This is a genomic window from Nocardioides daphniae, assembly GCF_004777465.1.
Classification (GTDB): domain Bacteria; phylum Actinomycetota; class Actinomycetes; order Propionibacteriales; family Nocardioidaceae; genus Nocardioides; species Nocardioides daphniae.
Genome location: NZ_CP038462.1, coordinates 627,790 through 642,849, shown reverse-complemented (window position 1 = coordinate 642,849; position 15,060 = coordinate 627,790). Strand labels below are relative to the sequence as shown.

At 70.5% G+C, this 15,060-nt stretch carries 21 protein-coding genes and 1 pseudogene; 8 read left to right on the top strand and 14 right to left on the bottom strand.

What is annotated here, in order from left to right; all coding sequences use genetic code 11:
- Positions 1-39 precede the first annotated feature (39 nt).
- From E2C04_RS03090 to E2C04_RS18425, 12 genes are all read right to left on the bottom strand, one after another.
- The gene (locus E2C04_RS03090) at positions 40-555 is read right to left on the bottom strand and encodes a nuclear transport factor 2 family protein (protein ID WP_202977871.1); all 516 of its coding nucleotides are present in this window, start codon (positions 553-555) and stop codon (positions 40-42) included.
- A gap of 1 nt (position 556) precedes the next feature.
- On the bottom strand, positions 557-1,003 hold the full coding sequence (locus tag E2C04_RS03085) for an acyl-CoA thioesterase (protein ID WP_135831501.1): 447 nt from the start codon (positions 1,001-1,003) through the stop codon (positions 557-559).
- The gene (locus E2C04_RS03080) at positions 1,000-1,425 is read right to left on the bottom strand and encodes a MaoC family dehydratase (protein WP_202977870.1); all 426 of its coding nucleotides are present in this window, start codon (positions 1,423-1,425) and stop codon (positions 1,000-1,002) included. Before E2C04_RS03080 ends, E2C04_RS03085 begins: the two co-directional genes overlap by 4 nt.
- Positions 1,422-1,898: a hypothetical protein gene (locus E2C04_RS03075; RefSeq protein ID WP_135831500.1), complete on the bottom strand. Its 477-nt coding sequence runs from the start codon at positions 1,896-1,898 to the stop codon at positions 1,422-1,424. Before E2C04_RS03075 ends, E2C04_RS03080 begins: the two co-directional genes overlap by 4 nt.
- Positions 1,891-2,277 carry an AMP-binding enzyme gene (locus E2C04_RS18430; RefSeq protein ID WP_202977869.1) on the bottom strand — a complete coding sequence of 129 codons (387 nt, stop codon included), beginning with the start codon at positions 2,275-2,277 and terminating at the stop codon, positions 1,891-1,893. Before E2C04_RS18430 ends, E2C04_RS03075 begins: the two co-directional genes overlap by 8 nt.
- Positions 2,208-3,443, bottom strand: a complete 1,236-nt coding sequence (locus E2C04_RS03070; RefSeq protein WP_202977868.1) for an AMP-binding protein — start codon at positions 3,441-3,443, stop codon at positions 2,208-2,210. Before E2C04_RS03070 ends, E2C04_RS18430 begins: the two co-directional genes overlap by 70 nt.
- A gap of 35 nt (positions 3,444-3,478) precedes the next feature.
- Complete coding sequence (locus tag E2C04_RS03065) at positions 3,479-3,883, bottom strand: nuclear transport factor 2 family protein (protein WP_135831499.1); 405 nt, start codon at positions 3,881-3,883, stop codon at positions 3,479-3,481.
- Positions 3,884-4,069: 186 nt separating this feature from the next.
- Positions 4,070-5,719: an FAD-dependent oxidoreductase gene (locus E2C04_RS03060; RefSeq protein ID WP_135831498.1), complete on the bottom strand. Its 1,650-nt coding sequence runs from the start codon at positions 5,717-5,719 to the stop codon at positions 4,070-4,072.
- Entirely contained in the window at positions 5,716-6,318 is a 603-nt protein-coding gene (locus E2C04_RS03055) for a nuclear transport factor 2 family protein (protein WP_135831497.1), read from the bottom strand. The genes E2C04_RS03060 and E2C04_RS03055 overlap by 4 nt, the downstream gene beginning before the upstream one ends.
- Before the next feature lie 91 nt (positions 6,319-6,409).
- A complete protein-coding gene (locus E2C04_RS03050; RefSeq protein ID WP_135831496.1) occupies positions 6,410-6,910 on the bottom strand; it encodes a nuclear transport factor 2 family protein in 501 nt (166 codons plus the stop codon).
- A 10-nt stretch (positions 6,911-6,920) separates the two neighbouring features.
- A complete protein-coding gene (locus tag E2C04_RS03045) occupies positions 6,921-7,715 on the bottom strand; it encodes an acyl-CoA dehydrogenase family protein (RefSeq protein ID WP_202977867.1) in 795 nt (264 codons plus the stop codon).
- Positions 7,712-8,089, bottom strand: coding sequence for an acyl-CoA dehydrogenase family protein (locus E2C04_RS18425; RefSeq protein ID WP_202977866.1), 378 nt, complete (start codon positions 8,087-8,089; stop codon positions 7,712-7,714). Before E2C04_RS18425 ends, E2C04_RS03045 begins: the two co-directional genes overlap by 4 nt.
- A 251-nt stretch (positions 8,090-8,340) precedes the next feature.
- Here E2C04_RS18425 and E2C04_RS20675 point away from each other — a divergent pair, with 251 nt between their 5' ends.
- The 3 genes and pseudogenes from E2C04_RS20675 (at position 8,341) to E2C04_RS20665 (ending at position 9,176) form a co-directional block, all read left to right on the top strand.
- A complete protein-coding gene (locus E2C04_RS20675) occupies positions 8,341-8,490 on the top strand; it encodes a hypothetical protein (protein WP_275106554.1) in 150 nt (49 codons plus the stop codon).
- Positions 8,491-8,511: 21 nt separating this feature from the next.
- Positions 8,512-9,039, top strand: a pseudogene (locus E2C04_RS20670) (SDR family NAD(P)-dependent oxidoreductase); the annotation flags it as partial.
- Positions 9,036-9,176 (top strand): SDR family oxidoreductase, encoded by a 141-nt coding sequence (locus tag E2C04_RS20665; RefSeq protein ID WP_275106553.1) that lies wholly within the window; start codon positions 9,036-9,038, stop codon positions 9,174-9,176. The pseudogene E2C04_RS20670 and the gene E2C04_RS20665, both read left to right, overlap by 4 nt.
- Here the strand turns inward: E2C04_RS20665 and E2C04_RS03035 are convergent.
- Positions 9,166-10,425 carry an MFS transporter gene (locus tag E2C04_RS03035; RefSeq protein WP_135831495.1) on the bottom strand — a complete coding sequence of 420 codons (1,260 nt, stop codon included), beginning with the start codon at positions 10,423-10,425 and terminating at the stop codon, positions 9,166-9,168. The genes E2C04_RS20665 and E2C04_RS03035 overlap by 11 nt on opposite strands.
- A gap of 7 nt (positions 10,426-10,432) precedes the next feature.
- On the bottom strand, positions 10,433-10,630 hold the full coding sequence (locus E2C04_RS03030; RefSeq protein ID WP_135831494.1) for a ferredoxin: 198 nt from the start codon (positions 10,628-10,630) through the stop codon (positions 10,433-10,435).
- Between the two features lie 163 nt (positions 10,631-10,793).
- On the opposite strand from E2C04_RS03030, the gene E2C04_RS03025 reads away from it, so the two are divergent.
- From E2C04_RS03025 to E2C04_RS03010, 5 genes are all read left to right on the top strand, one after another.
- Positions 10,794-12,068, top strand: a complete 1,275-nt coding sequence (locus tag E2C04_RS03025) for a cytochrome P450 (protein ID WP_135831493.1) — start codon at positions 10,794-10,796, stop codon at positions 12,066-12,068.
- A 63-nt stretch (positions 12,069-12,131) separates the two neighbouring features.
- Positions 12,132-13,262: an NAD(P)/FAD-dependent oxidoreductase gene (locus E2C04_RS03020; RefSeq protein ID WP_135831492.1), complete on the top strand. Its 1,131-nt coding sequence runs from the start codon at positions 12,132-12,134 to the stop codon at positions 13,260-13,262.
- A 5-nt stretch (positions 13,263-13,267) separates the two neighbouring features.
- Entirely contained in the window at positions 13,268-14,371 is a 1,104-nt protein-coding gene (locus E2C04_RS03015; protein ID WP_135831491.1) for an MFS transporter, read from the top strand.
- Positions 14,371-14,514 carry a hypothetical protein gene (locus E2C04_RS17605; RefSeq protein ID WP_158630579.1) on the top strand — a complete coding sequence of 48 codons (144 nt, stop codon included), beginning with the start codon at positions 14,371-14,373 and terminating at the stop codon, positions 14,512-14,514. Before E2C04_RS03015 ends, E2C04_RS17605 begins: the two co-directional genes overlap by 1 nt.
- 50 nt (positions 14,515-14,564) lie before the next feature.
- Positions 14,565-15,026 (top strand): MaoC family dehydratase, encoded by a 462-nt coding sequence (locus tag E2C04_RS03010; RefSeq protein WP_135831490.1) that lies wholly within the window; start codon positions 14,565-14,567, stop codon positions 15,024-15,026.
- Positions 15,027-15,060 lie beyond the last annotated feature (34 nt).

Sequence of the window (15,060 nt, the reverse complement as noted above, 5' to 3'; positions counted from 1 at the left end):
CATCACGTGAGATGAGTGAATATCATGATCAGCGTTGTGTCAATAACCCTGCGTATCATTCGGTCGAATATAGGACTCGCGAGCGGGCTCCCCCGGAAAGCGCACCCGGTCCTCGTGCGGCAGCGTCGCGGCGTACTCGACGGCCGAGGCGGCGTACAGGAAGCGCACCTCCCGCCGCGAGAAGACCCAGCGCCCCTCGTGGCGCACGAAGGCGTCGGCATAGCGGTACGCAGCCAGCAGCACGCCGCTGCGGGTCACCAGCTCCGCGTGGCCACTGGAGGCACCCACCGCCTCGTCGGGGCCGGTCAGCTCGACCACCGCGGCGTGCGGGGTGTGCAGCATCCGGCGGAAGCCGCGCATCGACGCCCCCAGGACCGCCGCGATCTCGGGCCACCCGTGGGCCACCACTCCGTCCCGGTCGAAGACCGCCTCGGGGTGGAACATCGCCTCCAGCCCCACCAGGTCGTGGTCGTCGACGGTCAGCGCGTAGCGGGCCACGAGGTCGCGCAGCTGCTCGCGGTCCAGCAGCTGCTGAACCGCGTCGGGGGCGACCACGTCAGACCTGGATCTCGAACCGCGGCGTCGGCAGCTCGCCGAGCGCCTTGAGCAGCCGCTCGGGGATCGGCGCCTTGCCGAAGGTCTCGGGGTCACGCACCGCGAAGACCATCTGCCCCTTGGTGACCAGCTGGTCGCCGCGGGTGAACTCGAAGCCGACGGCGTAGGAGCTCGTGCCGATCTTCTCGGCGACCGCCTGGCAGGTGATCTCGTCGAAGACCTCGACGGTGTCGACGTAGCGGCAGCCGGAGCTGATGCCGACGGTGACGACGCCCAGGTCCTCGGCCATCTGGCCGCTACGGATGCCCAGCGCGTAGAGCCACGTGGAGTAGCAGCGCTCCATCCACCGGTAGTAGATGCCGAAGTAGGCGATGCCGACGGTGTCGGTGTCGCCGTAGGCGAGCTGGAACTGCAGCCGCCCCTCGGACGGTTCGTGGACGAGAGTCACGGTGCCTCCTCGAGGAGTACGTCGGCGGTCCCGGAGAGCGCGACGTCGCCGCCGACGACCTCCAGGCTGATGTCGCAGGTGGCCACCCGGCCACGCTGGGTGTCACGCACCTCGGCGACCGTGCCCTGCGCGCGTACGGTGTCGCCCGCCAGCACGTTGCCGCGGAAGCGCACCCGGAAGGTGAGCAGCCGGTCACGACCGCCGGCCCAGCGGGCCAGCATGGTCTGCAGGTAGCCCATGTTGAGCGGGCCCTGGTTGACCGGACGCTCGTCCATGCCCAGGGCGGCGAGCGCACGGGTGTCGAAGTGGATCGGGTTGGGGTCGGCGAGCAGCGCCGCCATCACCTTCATCTTCTCCCCGTCGACGACGAGCTCCAGGGGCGGGATCACGGTGCCCACCTCCACGTCAGCGAGCGTGGTCATGCCGACCTCCTGGGGAAGACGATCGAGTTGTAGCAGCGGGCGACGTGCTCGCCACCGCCGTTGCCACCGGCTCCGGGCAGGTGCAGGTCGAGCTCGTAGCCGACCACGTCCATGGCGCCGGCGCGGCGCCCGACCTTGCGCTCGACGGAGACGATCCGCCCCGAGACCTTGTACGTCGCCCCGCCCTCGAGTGGTCGGTGCAGGGTGGTCTCGTGCTCGCCGAACATCGGGCCGTCCTCGGCGCTGGCGTCGAACCAGGCGAAGAGGTCGTCCCAGGTGAGGCCCGACCCGGCGACCCCGGCCATCCAGGCCAGGACCGGGTGCGGGACCTCGTCCCAGGGGTCGTCGAGCAGGGTGTCGGCCACGAGCCAGGTGCGCCAGGGGGCGAGCGTGTACTCGCCCCCGGGAAACTCGCGGCCGACGCGGTCGGCGTAGTCCGTGTCGGTGGGGTCGATCGGGCTGGGGTCAGACATTCCGCTCCTGGTCCTCCCAGTACGGCTTGCGCAGGTCGCGCTTGAGGATCTTGCCGGTGGGCGCCTTGGGCAGCTCGCTGACGAACTCGACCGAGCGCGGCTTCTGGTAGCTGGCCAGACTCTGCTTGGCCTGGTCGATGATCTCCTGCTCGCTGGCCTCCATGCCGGGCTTGAGCACGACGAAGCCCTTGACGGTCTCGCCCCACTCGTCGTCGGGCACGCCGATCACGGCGCACTCGAGCACGGCCGGGTGGGAGGCGATGGCCTCCTCGACCTGCACGGAGTAGATGTTCTCGCCGCCCGAGATGATCATGTCCTTGGCCCGGTCGACGATGAAGACGTAGCTGTCCTCGTCCAGGTGGCCACGTCGCCGGTCCACATCCAGCCGTCGCGCAGGGTGTTGGCGGTCAGGTCGGGGCGGTTGAGGTAGCCGACCATGTTGGCCGGGCTCTTCACGATGATCTGGCCGGGAGTGCGGTTGTCCTTCGGCACGTCGCGTCCGTCGAGGTCGACGACCCGGACGCTGGTCACGAAGCCCTCACGCCCGCACGACTTGAGCCGCTCGGGGTGCTTGCCGTTGATCGCGTCGAGGTGGTCCTCCTGCGACAGGAAGGTCATCGTGGTGCCCTCGGTCTGCCCGTAGCCCTGGATCAGCGTGCACGGGAAGGAGTCGAGCGCCTGCCGCACGATCTGTGACGGCATCGGGCCACCGCCGTACTGGATGTTGCGCAGGCTCGAGAGGTCGCGGCTCGCGAAGTCGGGCTCGGCCATCATCCAGTTGAGCATCGTCGTGACACCCAGGAAGGCGGAGACCTTCTCGTTCTCGATCAGGTCGAGGGCGAGCTTGGGCGCGAAGTTCATCAGCACCAGCGGGCAGCCGTGCTTGAGGTAGTTCATCGCCAGCACGATCGGGATGTGGTACATCTGCCCGGTCAGCATGTAGACGTCGGTCGGGACGATGCGCTCGGCCACGGTCTGGTTGAGCATGCCGGCCGCGGCGCTGCGGTGGGTGTGCAGCGCGCCCTTCGACTCGCCGGTCGTGCCGCCGGTGTAGAGCAGGAAGAACGGGTCGTCCTCCCCCACCTTGTCGGACTGGTCGGGCTCGAGGTCGGAGGAGCGGGCGACCAGCTCGTCGAAGCTGCCGGTCGAGCCCTCGCCGAAGGAGAGGGAGGCGACCAGGTCGACCTCGCGCTCGACGGCGATGGCGACCTCGGCGAACTCGCCCTGGGTGATCAGCACCTTGGGGCCGGCGTCCTTGACCACCTGGACGAGCGCCGGAGTGGCCAGGCGCCAGTTGAGCGGCTGGGTGACCAGGCCGACGCGGCCGGCGGCGAAGTAGAGCGCCTGGAACTCGACGCAGTTGCGCGAGAGCATCGCGACCTTGTCGCCTTTGGTGAGGCCGAGCGAGAGGAGGCCGTTGGCGAGGCGGCGTACGAGCTCGTCGAAGTCGCCCCAGGTGACGCGGCGGTCGTCCGCGGCGTCGTAGATCGCCTGCCCGCGCGGGGTCAGGCGCGCCCACTTGGCGGGGATGAGTCCTTGGTTCATGCGTGGTCCTCGGGATGGAAGGGGGCGGTGGCGGCTCAGTAGGCCTTGTCGAGGTCGAGGTGGAGCTTGCGGAAGCGCAGCGTCCCGCCCTCCTCGACGATCTCGGCCGAGTAGAGCCCTGCGGAGAGGAGGCTGATCTGGCCGTCCTCGGTCGCCAGGAGGGTGAGGTAGTGCTTCGTACGCGTGACGCCGTCCTCGGTGCCCTCGACGATGAGGTTGCTGTTGACGTGGCGGCGCTGGTCGGTCTGCGACGACAGCGAGTTGCGCATCAGGTCCATGATCGCGGCGCGCGGGCCGAACGACATGGGGTCGTTGCCGGCGATCTTCATCGAGAAGGTCGCGTCCTCGGTGAAGGCGGCCTCGATGCCGTCCAGGTCGGCGGTGTCGTAGGCGAGCGAGTAACGGTTGGCGAGGTCTTCGACGGCAGAGCGGTCAGTCATGGGATCTCCTCGGCTCGGGGGCGCACCCTCGGGTGGGGCGTCCCCTATTGATGAACACTGTATATATGGTTTAGGTCACACGATCAAGTGATCCGGCTGCCGATCCGCGGCGCCCCGCCTGCGCCACTGGTCAGTTGGTGGGCGTGTTCCCGCGCCTGAAGGCCACTAACTGACCACTGGCGCGCGTCAGGCCTTGGCGACGGCCAGCCCGCAGCGATACCCGAAGACCAGCGCCGGGCCGAGCGTCCCGCCGGCACCGCCGTAGACCATCCCGGTCGGCGCAGCCATCACGTTGCCGACGGCGAAGAGGCCGGGGATCACCTCGCGGTCGACGTCGACGACCTCGCAGTCGGGCGTCGTCAGCGGGCCACCCTTCGTGCCGAGCGAGCTCGAGTGCACGGGCACGGCGTAGAACGGACCACGGTCGAGCGGCCCGAGGGTCGCGGCGGCGCCCGGGTAGTGGGCGCGGTCGCCGCACCAGCCGTCGTACGCCGACTCCCCGCGCCCGTGGTCGACGTCGCGGCCCTGCGCGCAGAGGTCGTTCCAGCGCTCCACGGTGGCGTCGAGCTCGTCGGCGGGCACGCCGATCGCCTCGGCCAGGCCGGCGACGGTGTCGGCGCGGGTCATCCACGCCGGCATCTCACCACCGGGCGGGACGCCGTAGCCCCCGTAGGCCTCGACGAAGCCCTGGTCGAAGACCGCCCAGGCGGGCTGGTTCTCGTAGGCGAAGCGGGTCGGGTGGAAGACGTGGAAGGCCGCGCCCAGCGCGTTGTAGTTGGCCGCCTCGTTGGTGAAGCGGCGGCCCTGGGCGTTGACCATGATCGTGCGTGGCAGGGTGCGCTCGCGCTGCACCAGCTGCACGCCGTGGCCGGAGTACTGCTCCCCCTCGTGGCCCGGCAGCGTCACCACCGGCACCCACCAGGCCTCCCGCATCACGTCGAGCTGGGCGCCCAGCCGCATCGCCATCCGCAGCCCGTCACCGGTGTTGGTCGGCGCGCCGGGCGAGTGGCTGATCGGGCCGCGCAGGAACGCGCGAACGAGGTCGGGCTCGCGCTCGAAGCCCCCGGTGGCCAGCACCACGCCGCGCCGCGCGTTGACCCGCCGGCCGTCGGCGAGCTCGACGCCGACGACGCGGCCGTTGTCGGTCAGCAGGCTGGTGGCCTCGGCACCCGTGTGCACCTGGACCCGGCGGTCGAGCAGCCCCTTGAGCAGCGCCCCGAGCATGCCGCGCCCCAGGCCCTCGAGGCGTTCGTCGGCGCGACGCTGCTCCTCCTCGGGCTCGAGGAAGCCGGTGCCGCCACCGACGGGCGTCTCACCGACGTACATCGAGCGCCGGAAGCCGAGGAAGCGGTCGGCCCACTCCCCCAGCTCGTGGAAGGAGAAGAGCTCGGGCTCGGTCGAGCGGCCACCGCCGGGCTTCCCGCCGGGGTGCTCGGGGTGGTAGTCGGGGTAGCCCGCGACCAGCCGCATCTTCAGCGGCGTGCGCTCCTCGGCCCAGTCGAGCATCTCGTCGACGGTGTCGACGAACGCCTCGGCCATCTCGGGTCGGATGAAGCCGTGGGAGAGCGACTCGAGGTAGGCCAGCGCGTCGTCGCGGGAGTCCTCGACGTCGTACGCAGCCTGGTGGCGGTTGGCGGGGAGCCAGGCCACGCCGCTGGAGAGTGCGGTGGTCCCACCCAGCACGTCAGCCTTCTCCAGCAGCGCGACCTCGGCCCCGTGGTCGGCAGCGCTCAGCGCGGCGGTCATGCCCGCGCAGCCGCTGCCGAGCACGACGACGTCGACCACGTCGTCGCGCCCCTGGGGAGTCCCGGCGTCCCCGAGCCCGCCGGTCCTCATCCCTCGCCCCCGGAGTAGAAGGCCCGCAGCCAGTCGAGGTCGTGACCGTGCAGCACCGACGGCCAGTCGGCCGGGCGCGGGTCACCGTAGACGAGGCTGCGGTCGTCGCTCTTCATCGTCTCGACGTAGTCGGTGACGGGCAGGTAGTACATGTAGCCCATGACGCGGTCGGCGATCCGCCAGCCGTCCTCGGTGCGGCGGTAGACGTCGTGGTAGCGCAGCGCCACCACCATCGTCTCGCCGTTGCGCACCACCTCGGCGTGGCCGCTGACCAGGCCCTCGGCCCGGTCGGGGTCGGCGTCGTCGAGGCGGGTGAGCACCGAGTGGATGAAGTGGTGCGTGGCACCCAGGGCGTCGTAGCGGCCTTGGTAGGTCTGGGCGATCGTCTCCAGCCCGTCGGCGTCGAAGACCCCGTCGGCCGAGCCGAGGTGGGCGTCATGGGTGAAGAGGCTGGACAGGCCCGGGATGTCGCGCTCGTCCATGACGAACCCGTAGAGGTGCACGAGCTCGTGGATCGCCTGCTTGTCCTCGAGCCGGCGGACCCGCTCCTCGAGGGTGAGGCCGGTCGAGGTCGCGGAAGCTGTCGTCTGCGTGGTCACTGTCTCTCCTGCGTCAGGGGTCGTTCGGTCAGGCCACGCCCGGACGAGCTGGCCTCGATCAGGTGCTGGGCTCAGTCAGGCTCAGGCAGGCTCAGTCAGGAAGGGGCCCGAACGACGTCGCGTCGAGGGGCATCAACGCCTCCTCGGGCACGACGGCGGTGCGGACCACCCGGATCCGCTTGGCCGAGAGCCGCCAGCCGTCGCCGGTGGGCACCATGTCGTCGCTGTAGCGGCCCCAGACCTGGCGGGCGCCGCCGGCCTCGTGGGTCGTGACGACCCAGAAGCAGGCGTCGACGCGCTGCGCCTCGCCGTCGAGCGGGGACACGCGTACGTTGCTCACCATGTGCTGGGCGACGTCGACGTCGGAGGCCACGAAGGCCCGGTAGACGTCGAGGAACGCCTCGCGCCCGCGGCCGGAGCCCTGGACGCGGACCATCTCGACGTCGTCGGTGACGACGTCGGCGAGGCCCGCCAGGTCCTTGGCGTCGACGAGCGCCTGGTAGCGGTTGAGCAGGTCGGTGGCGGCGAAGTGGAGCAGGGCGCGCTCGCCCAGCGACGGGGCCTGCGACTGACTCGTCTGCGTCTGCGTCATGGCCGTCACCTCAGTAGCTGCGCGGCAGCCCGAGCACGTGCTCGGCGACGTAGTTGAGGACCATCTCCTGGCTGATCGGGGCGATCCGCATGAGGCGGGCCTCGCGGAAGTAGCGCTCGACGTGGAACTCCTTGCTGTAGCCCATGCCGCCGTGCACCTGGAGCGCGACGTCGGCGGCGTAGAACCCGGCCTCGGCGCAGAGCCACTTGGCGTAGTTGGCGTGCGCGCCCGCCTCCGGGTGGTTGTTGTCGACCATCCAGGTCGCCTTCTGCAGCACGGCGTCGGCCGCCTCGATCCGGATCTTGGCCTCGGCGAGCTGGAAGGCCAGACCCTGGTTCTGGCCGATGGGGCGGCCGAAGACGACGCGGTCCTTGGCGTACTGCGTGCCGCGGCGCAGGGCCGCCTCGCCGATGCCCAGCATCGCGTTGGCCGCCACGACGCGCTCGGCGTTGAGGCCGCCGAGGATGACGCGGAAGCCCTTGCCCACCTCGCCGACGACGTCCTCGTCGGCCACGAAGAGCTCGTCGATGAAGAGCTCGTTGCTGTCGACCGAGTTGCGGCCCATCTTGGGGATCGACCGGATCGTCACCTTGTCGCGGTCGATCGGGGCGAAGAAGACGGTGAGTCCGTCGGTCCTCTTCTGGCACTCGTCCTTGGGGGTGGTGCGGGCGAGCAGCAGCATCCGCTCGGCCTGCTTGGCGTTGGAGATCCAGACCTTCTTGCCGGAGACGAGCCAGCCGCCGTCGACCTTCTTGGCGAAGGTGGTGAGGTTGGTGGTGTCGGTGCCGGCGTCGGGCTCGGTCACCGCGAAGGAGATCTGCAGGTCACCGGTGGAGACGCGGGGCAGGAAGCGCTTTTCAGGTCCTCACTGCCGTGCTGGAGGATCGGCTCGAAGCCGAAGATCCCGATGTGCACCGAGCTGCAGCCGCCCATGCCGGCGCCCGAGGCGGCGATCTCGCGCTCGACGATCGAGGCCTCCATCACGCCCATGCCGCCGCCGCCGTACTCCTCGGGGATGGTGAGCCCCAGCCAGCCGCCGTCGACGACCGCGTTGAAGAAGTCCCACGGAAACTCGTGCTTCTCGTCCTGCTCCATCCAGTACTCGTCCGGGAACTTCGCGCACAACGCGCGGACCCCCTTGCGGATGTCCTCGTGGGTCTCGTCGACGTCGAAGTCCATGGGGGTTCCTCCTGGAGGGTGGGAGCGCGGCGGGGGTCACCAACAACTGTGATCACTATTATCACTAAGAATGGAGTCCTGTCACCCCCTCCACTCCGGCGACGAGCCTCCCCCGGGGGCCTCCCGGAATGAACGAACGTTCGACCATCTCCAGGACGGACCCAGGCGCTACCGCCCCGCAAGGGTTGACGCCGTCCAGATGTGACGTGGATCATCAATGGTCCAATCATGCGCATGGAATGGAGCCACCAATGACAGGTCGACTCGAAGGCAAGGTCGCGTTCATCACCGGCGCCGCCCGCGGCCAGGGACGCAACCACGCCGTCCGGATGGCCGAGCAGGGGGCGGACATCATCGCCGTGGACATCTGCGAGCAGATCGACACCGTGACGCCCTTCTAGCCGCTCGCCACCGACGACGAGCTCCAGCAGACCGTCAAGGAGGTCGAGGCGACCGGTCGCCGCATCGTCGCGCGCAAGGCCGACGTACGCGACCTCGACGGCCTGCAGGCTGCCTTCGACGAGGGCGTCGCCGAGCTCGGACGCATCGACATCGTCCTGGCCAACGCCGGCATCGCGACCTACGGCAAGTCGTGGGAGCTGTCGTCGGAGATGTGGAAGGACATGATCGACGTCAACCTGACCGGCGTCTTCCACACCGCCAAGGTCGCCATCCCGAAGCTCATCGAGCAGGGCGAGGGCGGCTCGATGGTCTTCACCAGCTCGATCGGCGGCCTCAAGGGCATCCAGCACGTGGCCCACTACGTGAGCGCCAAGCACGGCATCGTCGGCCTGATGCGCACGATGTCCAACGAACTGGCGCCCTACGACATCCGGGTCAACACGGTGCACCCGACCAACGTCGCCACGATCATGGTCAAGAACCCGGGCACCTACTCGATGTTCGTGCCCGACGACGGAGCCCACCGAGGAGAAGGCGGTCCGGGATGATCGGGCTCAACTCGCTCGCCGTGCCGTGGGTCGAGTGCGACGACATCACCAACGCGATCCTCTACCTGACCAGCGACGACGGTCGCTACGTCACCGGCACGACGATGACCGTTGACGCCGGCGCCTTCACGAAGTAGGTCCACCCCCAGGAGGCCGGGGGCTGGGCGGGCGTCGTACGAGCGACGCGGCGACGACGGTGAGCACACCCATCGTTGCCCACGCCCACCCCCGGCCGCCCACGCTCGAGAGCAGGCCGAAGACGGCAGGCCCGACGGCCGAGCCGATGCCACTGCCCAGCTGGATGAGTCCGCTGGCGGCGCCGGCTCCTTCGCTGCCGCGCACCACGCCGATGAGCAGGAGTGCCGGCCAGGTCCAGGCGGCCACCAGCGAGATGACCACCCCGACGACGACCAGCACCTGCCACGGGCCGGGGCCGGGCGCACGCCCCAGGCCGTAGCTGCCGAGCGCGACCAGCAGCAGCGCGACGGCCGCCGCGCCCATCACCGCCAGCAGAGGGCGCACGTCGGAGGCGGGGCGTCCGTCGAGGAAGCGCCCCGCGGCGACGCGGGCCACCACGGCGACGAGGCTGCCCACCGAGACCACGCCTGCCGCCACGACCGGACCGTGCCCGGCCGCAACCAGGGTCACCACCGCGAAGCCGGTCAGGGTGGCGACCGAGAAGGTACCCAGCCCCGCCGCAACGACCAGCGGCGCGAGGGCTCGACGTGCGCGCCTGCGCTCCCCCGGCGTACGCAGCCCGCTCGCCCCCACCGCGGACGCTGCGGGAGGTCGCGGCCGGGGCAGCCGCGAGCCCAGCAGGAGCGCGGCGACCGGCAGCACGAGCACGGTGGCCGTTGCGGTCCGCCACCCCCGGGCGTGCGCGAGCGCCGGCAGCACGGCACCGGCGGCGGCCATCAGCAGCGGCGGGGCGGTCTGCTTGAGCCCGAGCACCGAGGCCTGGCGGCCGGGCGCGACCAGCGACATCACCACGATGTTGCTGGTGGGCGAGGCGAAGGCATAGCCGACGCCGGCGAGCGCGAGCACGGCGAGCAGCTCGGTCCAGGTGTCGACGAGCGCGACGGCCAGGACCAGCCCGGTCGCGGTCGTCAGCGCACCCCACAGGGCACCGAGCCGCCACCCGCGGTGGTCGACCCAGCGGCCGGCGAGCGGCGCGGTCACCGCGGTGACCGCCCAGAAGGCGGAGACGACCAGGCCCAGACGTGCGTCGTCGAGCCCGAGGTCTCCCTCGAGCTCGACGGCGAGCAGCCCGACGACGGTCGGCACCGCCACCGAGGTGGCCAGCAGCACGAAGGCGAAGAGGCCGACCGCGTGCCTGGCTCCGTCCCGGTCCCCGGCGCCGCGTGGGAGGCCGGGGTCACGGGTCACCGGCGGATCAGTCCTCGATGGTGAGGGCGATCTCGGGGCAGGAGTCGACGCCGAGCGCTGCGGCGTCCTCGAGCTCGGCGGGGATCTCCCCGTCGAACTTCACGATCACCTGGCCCTCGTCGACGGTCACGTCGTAGACGTCGGGGGCGGACATGCGGCAGAGGCCGTGTCCCTGGCACTTGTCGAGATCTGCGACGACCTTCATGGTGGCTCCTCCTGAACTTCGCACCGTCGGTGCCGGCTGGGGAGTGTGGGTGAGGACCGACGGTTTCCTGACGACGATCTTCCTTGACTCCATGCTGGGTATAACTATTATCATGATCCTGCTCACCCAAGGAACCCCTTGGCCCCCAGGAGGAATGACGGACATGTCTGACCAGCCGCGCTGCCCCGTGACCCACTTCGACCACCACTCGGCCGAGCACGCGGAGAACCACGTGGAGATCTACCGCAAGCTCCGCGAGGAGTCGCCGGTGGCCTGGACGGAGGCCCATGGGGGCTACTGGGTGCTGGCTGACTACCAGTCCGTCTTCGAGGCGTCGCGCAACGACGACCTGTTCTCCTCCGGCCGCCACGACGAGTACGGCGGCCCCGGACTCTCGGTGACGATCCCGAAGGCGCCCACCGCCTTCCACATCCCGATCGAGCTCGACCCGCCGCACTTCAGGCCTTACCGCAAGGCCGTCAACAAGGTGACCGCCCCCGCGGCCGTCGAGAACCTCGACGCCGTGATCAAGCACTACGTCACCGGCTTCATTGACACGATCATCGAGAAGGGTGAGGCCGACCTGGCGATCGTCGCCAGCGTGCCGGCCTCGGTCACGCTCGACTGGCTGGGCCTGGACCCCTCGCAGTACCAGAACTACGTCGACGCCATGCACACCCTGGTCGCCGCCGCCCCCGGGTCGCCGGAGTACCAGCACGCCGCCGAGGTGGCCGTGCCGTGGGTGAGCAAGACCGTGCGTGAGCACATCGCGCACCGCCGGGCCAACCCCAGCGACGACGCCACCACCCACTTCATCGAGTCCGAGGTCGACGGGCGCCGGATGGACGACGACGAGGTCTACTCGATCCTCGAGCTGGTGATCTCCGGCGGCGTCGGCACCACCGCCTCGCTGGTCACCCAGTCGCTGGTCTGGCTCTACCAGAACCCCGACCAGCGCCAGCGGCTGATCGACGACCCGTCGATGGTCGACATCGCGGTCGAGGAGTTCCTGCGGGTCTTCTCCCCCACCCAGGCGCTGGCCCGCACGATCATGGAGGACACCGAGTTCCAGGGCTGCCCGGTGCGCAAGGGCGACCGCGCGCTGGTCTCGTGGGCCTCGGCCAACCGTGACGCCAAGCAGTTCGAGAACCCCGACGAGGTCGACATCACCCGTTGGCCCAACCGCCACGTGGCCTTCGGCCTGGGCATCCACCGCTGCGCCGGCTCCCACATGGGCAAGGCGATGGCCCGCGAGATGATCCGCCAGGTGCTGTCGCGGATGGGCGACTACGAGGTCGACCTCGACAACGTCGTGCGCTACCCCGACCAGGGCACCAACGCCGGCTTCCACACGATCCCGGTGACCTTCACCCCGGGCGAGCGCCTGCTGGGCGACACCCCGCTCTTCGCGGAGCACTACACCAAGCAGAAGGCGTGACCTCGTGACCGCCGTGACCCCGGCTCGACGCCTGCCCTCGACCTCGAGCACGGCCGGGTCGTCGTGGTCGGCGGCGGGCTCGCCGCCACCCGGCTCTGCGCGGTGCTGCGGCGCAAGAAGTTCCGCGGCTCGATCACGGTGCTGAGCGCCGAGGAGGTCGCACCCTACGACCGCCCACCGCTCTCCAAGCAGGTGCTGGCCGGCGAGCGCGACGACGCCCCGCTCCCCTTCGACACCGCGAAGCTCGACGTCGACCTGCGCCTCGGCACCCGGGCCACCGGGCTGGACACCGAGTCGCGCACGGTCATGGTCAACGCCGGCAGCGACGAGGCCGACGCGATCGCGTACGACGCCCTCGCCATCGCGACCGGCGCGGCGCCGCTGCGCCTGCCCGGCGACGGGCCGCAGCTCACGCTGCGTACGCTCGACGACTCGCTCGCCCTCCGCGAGCGGCTCGTGCCCGGGGCCCGCGTGGTCGTGGTGGGGGCAAGCTGGATCGGCGCGGAGGTCGCGACGGCGGCCCGTGCCGCGGGCTGCGTGGTCTCCTGCGTGGAGTTCGGCGCGGAGCCGCTGGCCGGCGTGCTGGGTGACGAGGTCGGCGCCGCCACCCGCGCCTGGTGGGAGGGCATCGACCTGCGCACCTCGACCGGCGTCACCTCGGTGGAGGCCGACGGCGTCCACCTCGACGACGGCACGGTGTTGCCGGCCGACGTGGTCGTGACGGGCATCGGCGTACGCCCCGACTTGGCCTGGCTGTCGGGCTCGGGCCTCGAGCTCGACCGCGGCGTCCTCACCGACACCCGCTGCCGTACGAACGTCCCCGGCGTCGTGGCGCTGGGCGACGTGGCGCAGCGCTGGTCGGCACACAGCGACTCCCACCGCCTCGTCGAGCACTGGGACGAGGCCGCCATGGTCGCCACCGCCGCCGCGACCAGCCTGCTCGACTGGAGCACCGGCCCCGAGCACGACCCGGTGCCCTACTTCTGGTCCGACCAGTTCGGTCGCAAGCTCCAGTACGTCGGGGTGCACGCCCCGGACGACGTGCTGGCCATCGACAAGGCCGAGGACGGCTCGCTGCTGCGCGCGACCTGGAGCCGCGACGGCGTGCTGACCGCGTGGCTGGGCGTCGACCTGAGCAAGGAGCTGATCCCGGCTCGTACGGCCATCGGCGGCCCGGTCGCAGCGTTGGGCTGACGACCATGACCTCCGAGCCCGCGCTCGCCCGCGTCGAGCTGGCGCCTGCCAGCAGCCAGGGGCGCCGGCTCTCGACGTGGCTCGCGCTGACGCTGGTCGTGCTGATCGGCGTCAACATCCGCGCCGTCTTCGGCGTGACCCCTCCCCTGGTGCCGGCGATCAGCGACGACCTGTCGTTGACGAAGACGGCAGCCAGCCTGCTGACCTCGGTGCCGATCCTGGCGATGGCGGTCTGCGCGCCGATGGGCCACGCGCTCACCACCCGGCTGGGCGCGGACCGGTCGATGATCTCGCTGATGGCCTTCCTCGGGGTGGCCGAGCTGTCGCGCCTGTGGATCGACTCGGCGTTGCCGCTGATCGCCTCGGCGGCGCTGATCGGCGGGGCGCTGGGCGCGATCTCGACGCTGGTGCCGGCCTTCATCGCCCACTACCTGCCGCGCTTCCGCGGGTTGGCGACCGGCGTCTACTCGACGTCGATGGCGCTCGGTGTCGGTTTGGCGGCCGGCACGGCGCAGCCGATCACCGACCAGCTCGGCGGGTGGCGGGTGGCGCTGGGCCTGTGGGGCGGCGCGGCGCTGCTGCTGGTCCTGGGGCTGGCGGCCGTACGCAGCGCAGGCGCCGGGATGCCGGAGCGCAGCGGTCCGGCCGAACGGGTCTCCCTGCCGTTGCGTGAGCGGCGCGCGTGGTTCGTCACTGCGGTCTACGTCGTCCCGATGTTCCTGGGCTTCGGCGTGATCGCCTGGCTGCCGAGCCTCTTCATCGAGCACGGGATCGACGCCCACACGGCCGCGCTCTACCTGGTGCTCTTCCAGAGCGTGCAGCTGATCTCGATCCTGGGGCTGACGGCGCTGACCGACCGGATCCGGGGTCGGCGCGGCGTCTTCGCGGTCGTGATGGTGACGTCGACCCTGGGCACCCTGCTGCTGACCATCTCGCCGGCCGGCCTGGCGCTGCCCGGTCTGCTGCTGGCCGGCTTCGGCATCGGCGGCGCGAGCAGCCTGGCCCTGGTGAAGGTGCAGGACGAGGCGACGTCGCCGGAGGACGCGACCCGCCTGAGCTCGATGTCGATGCTCTTCTCCTTCACGCCGGCGCCGCGGGCCCGTTCCTGATGGGGGCGCTCGCCGACCTCACCGGGAGCCTCGTGCCCGGCTTCGGCCTCTGCTTCGCGGTGAGTGCGCTCAGCATGCTGCTGCTCATCGGGATGCACCCCGCCCGACCCGTCGTCGTGACGACGCTCAACGACCAGACCTGACCCATCCCCCGCCGGCGCCGCCGGCACCACCCGCACGAGAGGAGCACCCCATGCCCGGCATGTGGTTCGAAGAGTTCGAGGAGGGCCAGGAGTTCAAGCACCCCTGGTCCCGCACCGTCACCGAGATGGACAACGTCCTGTTCACCTCGATCACCATGAACCCCGCCCCGCTCCACCTGGACGCGGAATACATGAAGCACAACCACCCCACCGGCCAGCGGCTCATGAACAGCCTCTACACCGCCGGCCTCATCGGCGGGATGATCGTCTACGACCTCACCATGGGCACCACGCTCGGCAACCTCGGCTACACGAAGTTCGACTTCCCCAAGCCCGTCTTCCACGGCGACACCCTGCGCGCCGAGACCACCATCCTCGGCAAGCGCGAGTCCAAGAGCCGCACCGACTCCGGCATCGTCACCTTCGAGCACCGCGGCTACAACCAGCGCGACGAGGTCGTGCACATCGCCCACCGCGCCGGGCTGATGCTGAAGCGCCCGGTCGACGCCTGAGGTTTCGTACGCTGCGCAGCGGCCGCCCGGGGAA

What these genes read in the sequence shown, in the direction of transcription:
- E2C04_RS03070 (WP_202977868.1), bottom strand. Translation starts at nt 3,443, where the DNA reads ATGAACCAAGGACTCATCCCCGCCAAGTGGGCGCGCCTGACCCCGCGC.
- E2C04_RS17605 (WP_158630579.1), top strand. Translation starts at nt 14,371, where the DNA reads ATGGGGGCGCTCGCCGACCTCACCGGGAGCCTCGTGCCCGGCTTCGGC.
- E2C04_RS03080 (WP_202977870.1), bottom strand. Translation starts at nt 1,425, where the DNA reads ATGACCACGCTCGCTGACGTGGAGGTGGGCACCGTGATCCCGCCCCTG.
- E2C04_RS03030 (WP_135831494.1), bottom strand. Translation starts at nt 10,630, where the DNA reads ATGAAGGTCGTCGCAGATCTCGACAAGTGCCAGGGACACGGCCTCTGC.
- E2C04_RS20675 (WP_275106554.1), top strand. Translation starts at nt 8,341, where the DNA reads ATGACAGGTCGACTCGAAGGCAAGGTCGCGTTCATCACCGGCGCCGCC.
- E2C04_RS03060 (WP_135831498.1), bottom strand. Translation starts at nt 5,719, where the DNA reads ATGAGGACCGGCGGGCTCGGGGACGCCGGGACTCCCCAGGGGCGCGAC.
- E2C04_RS03010 (WP_135831490.1), top strand. Translation starts at nt 14,565, where the DNA reads ATGCCCGGCATGTGGTTCGAAGAGTTCGAGGAGGGCCAGGAGTTCAAG.
- E2C04_RS03025 (WP_135831493.1), top strand. Translation starts at nt 10,794, where the DNA reads ATGTCTGACCAGCCGCGCTGCCCCGTGACCCACTTCGACCACCACTCG.
- E2C04_RS18425 (WP_202977866.1), bottom strand. Translation starts at nt 8,089, where the DNA reads ATGGACTTCGACGTCGACGAGACCCACGAGGACATCCGCAAGGGGGTC.
- E2C04_RS03075 (WP_135831500.1), bottom strand. Translation starts at nt 1,898, where the DNA reads ATGTCTGACCCCAGCCCGATCGACCCCACCGACACGGACTACGCCGAC.
- E2C04_RS03015 (WP_135831491.1), top strand. Translation starts at nt 13,268, where the DNA reads ATGACCTCCGAGCCCGCGCTCGCCCGCGTCGAGCTGGCGCCTGCCAGC.
- E2C04_RS20665 (WP_275106553.1), top strand. Translation starts at nt 9,036, where the DNA reads ATGATCGGGCTCAACTCGCTCGCCGTGCCGTGGGTCGAGTGCGACGAC.
- E2C04_RS03065 (WP_135831499.1), bottom strand. Translation starts at nt 3,883, where the DNA reads ATGACTGACCGCTCTGCCGTCGAAGACCTCGCCAACCGTTACTCGCTC.
- E2C04_RS03050 (WP_135831496.1), bottom strand. Translation starts at nt 6,910, where the DNA reads ATGACGCAGACGCAGACGAGTCAGTCGCAGGCCCCGTCGCTGGGCGAG.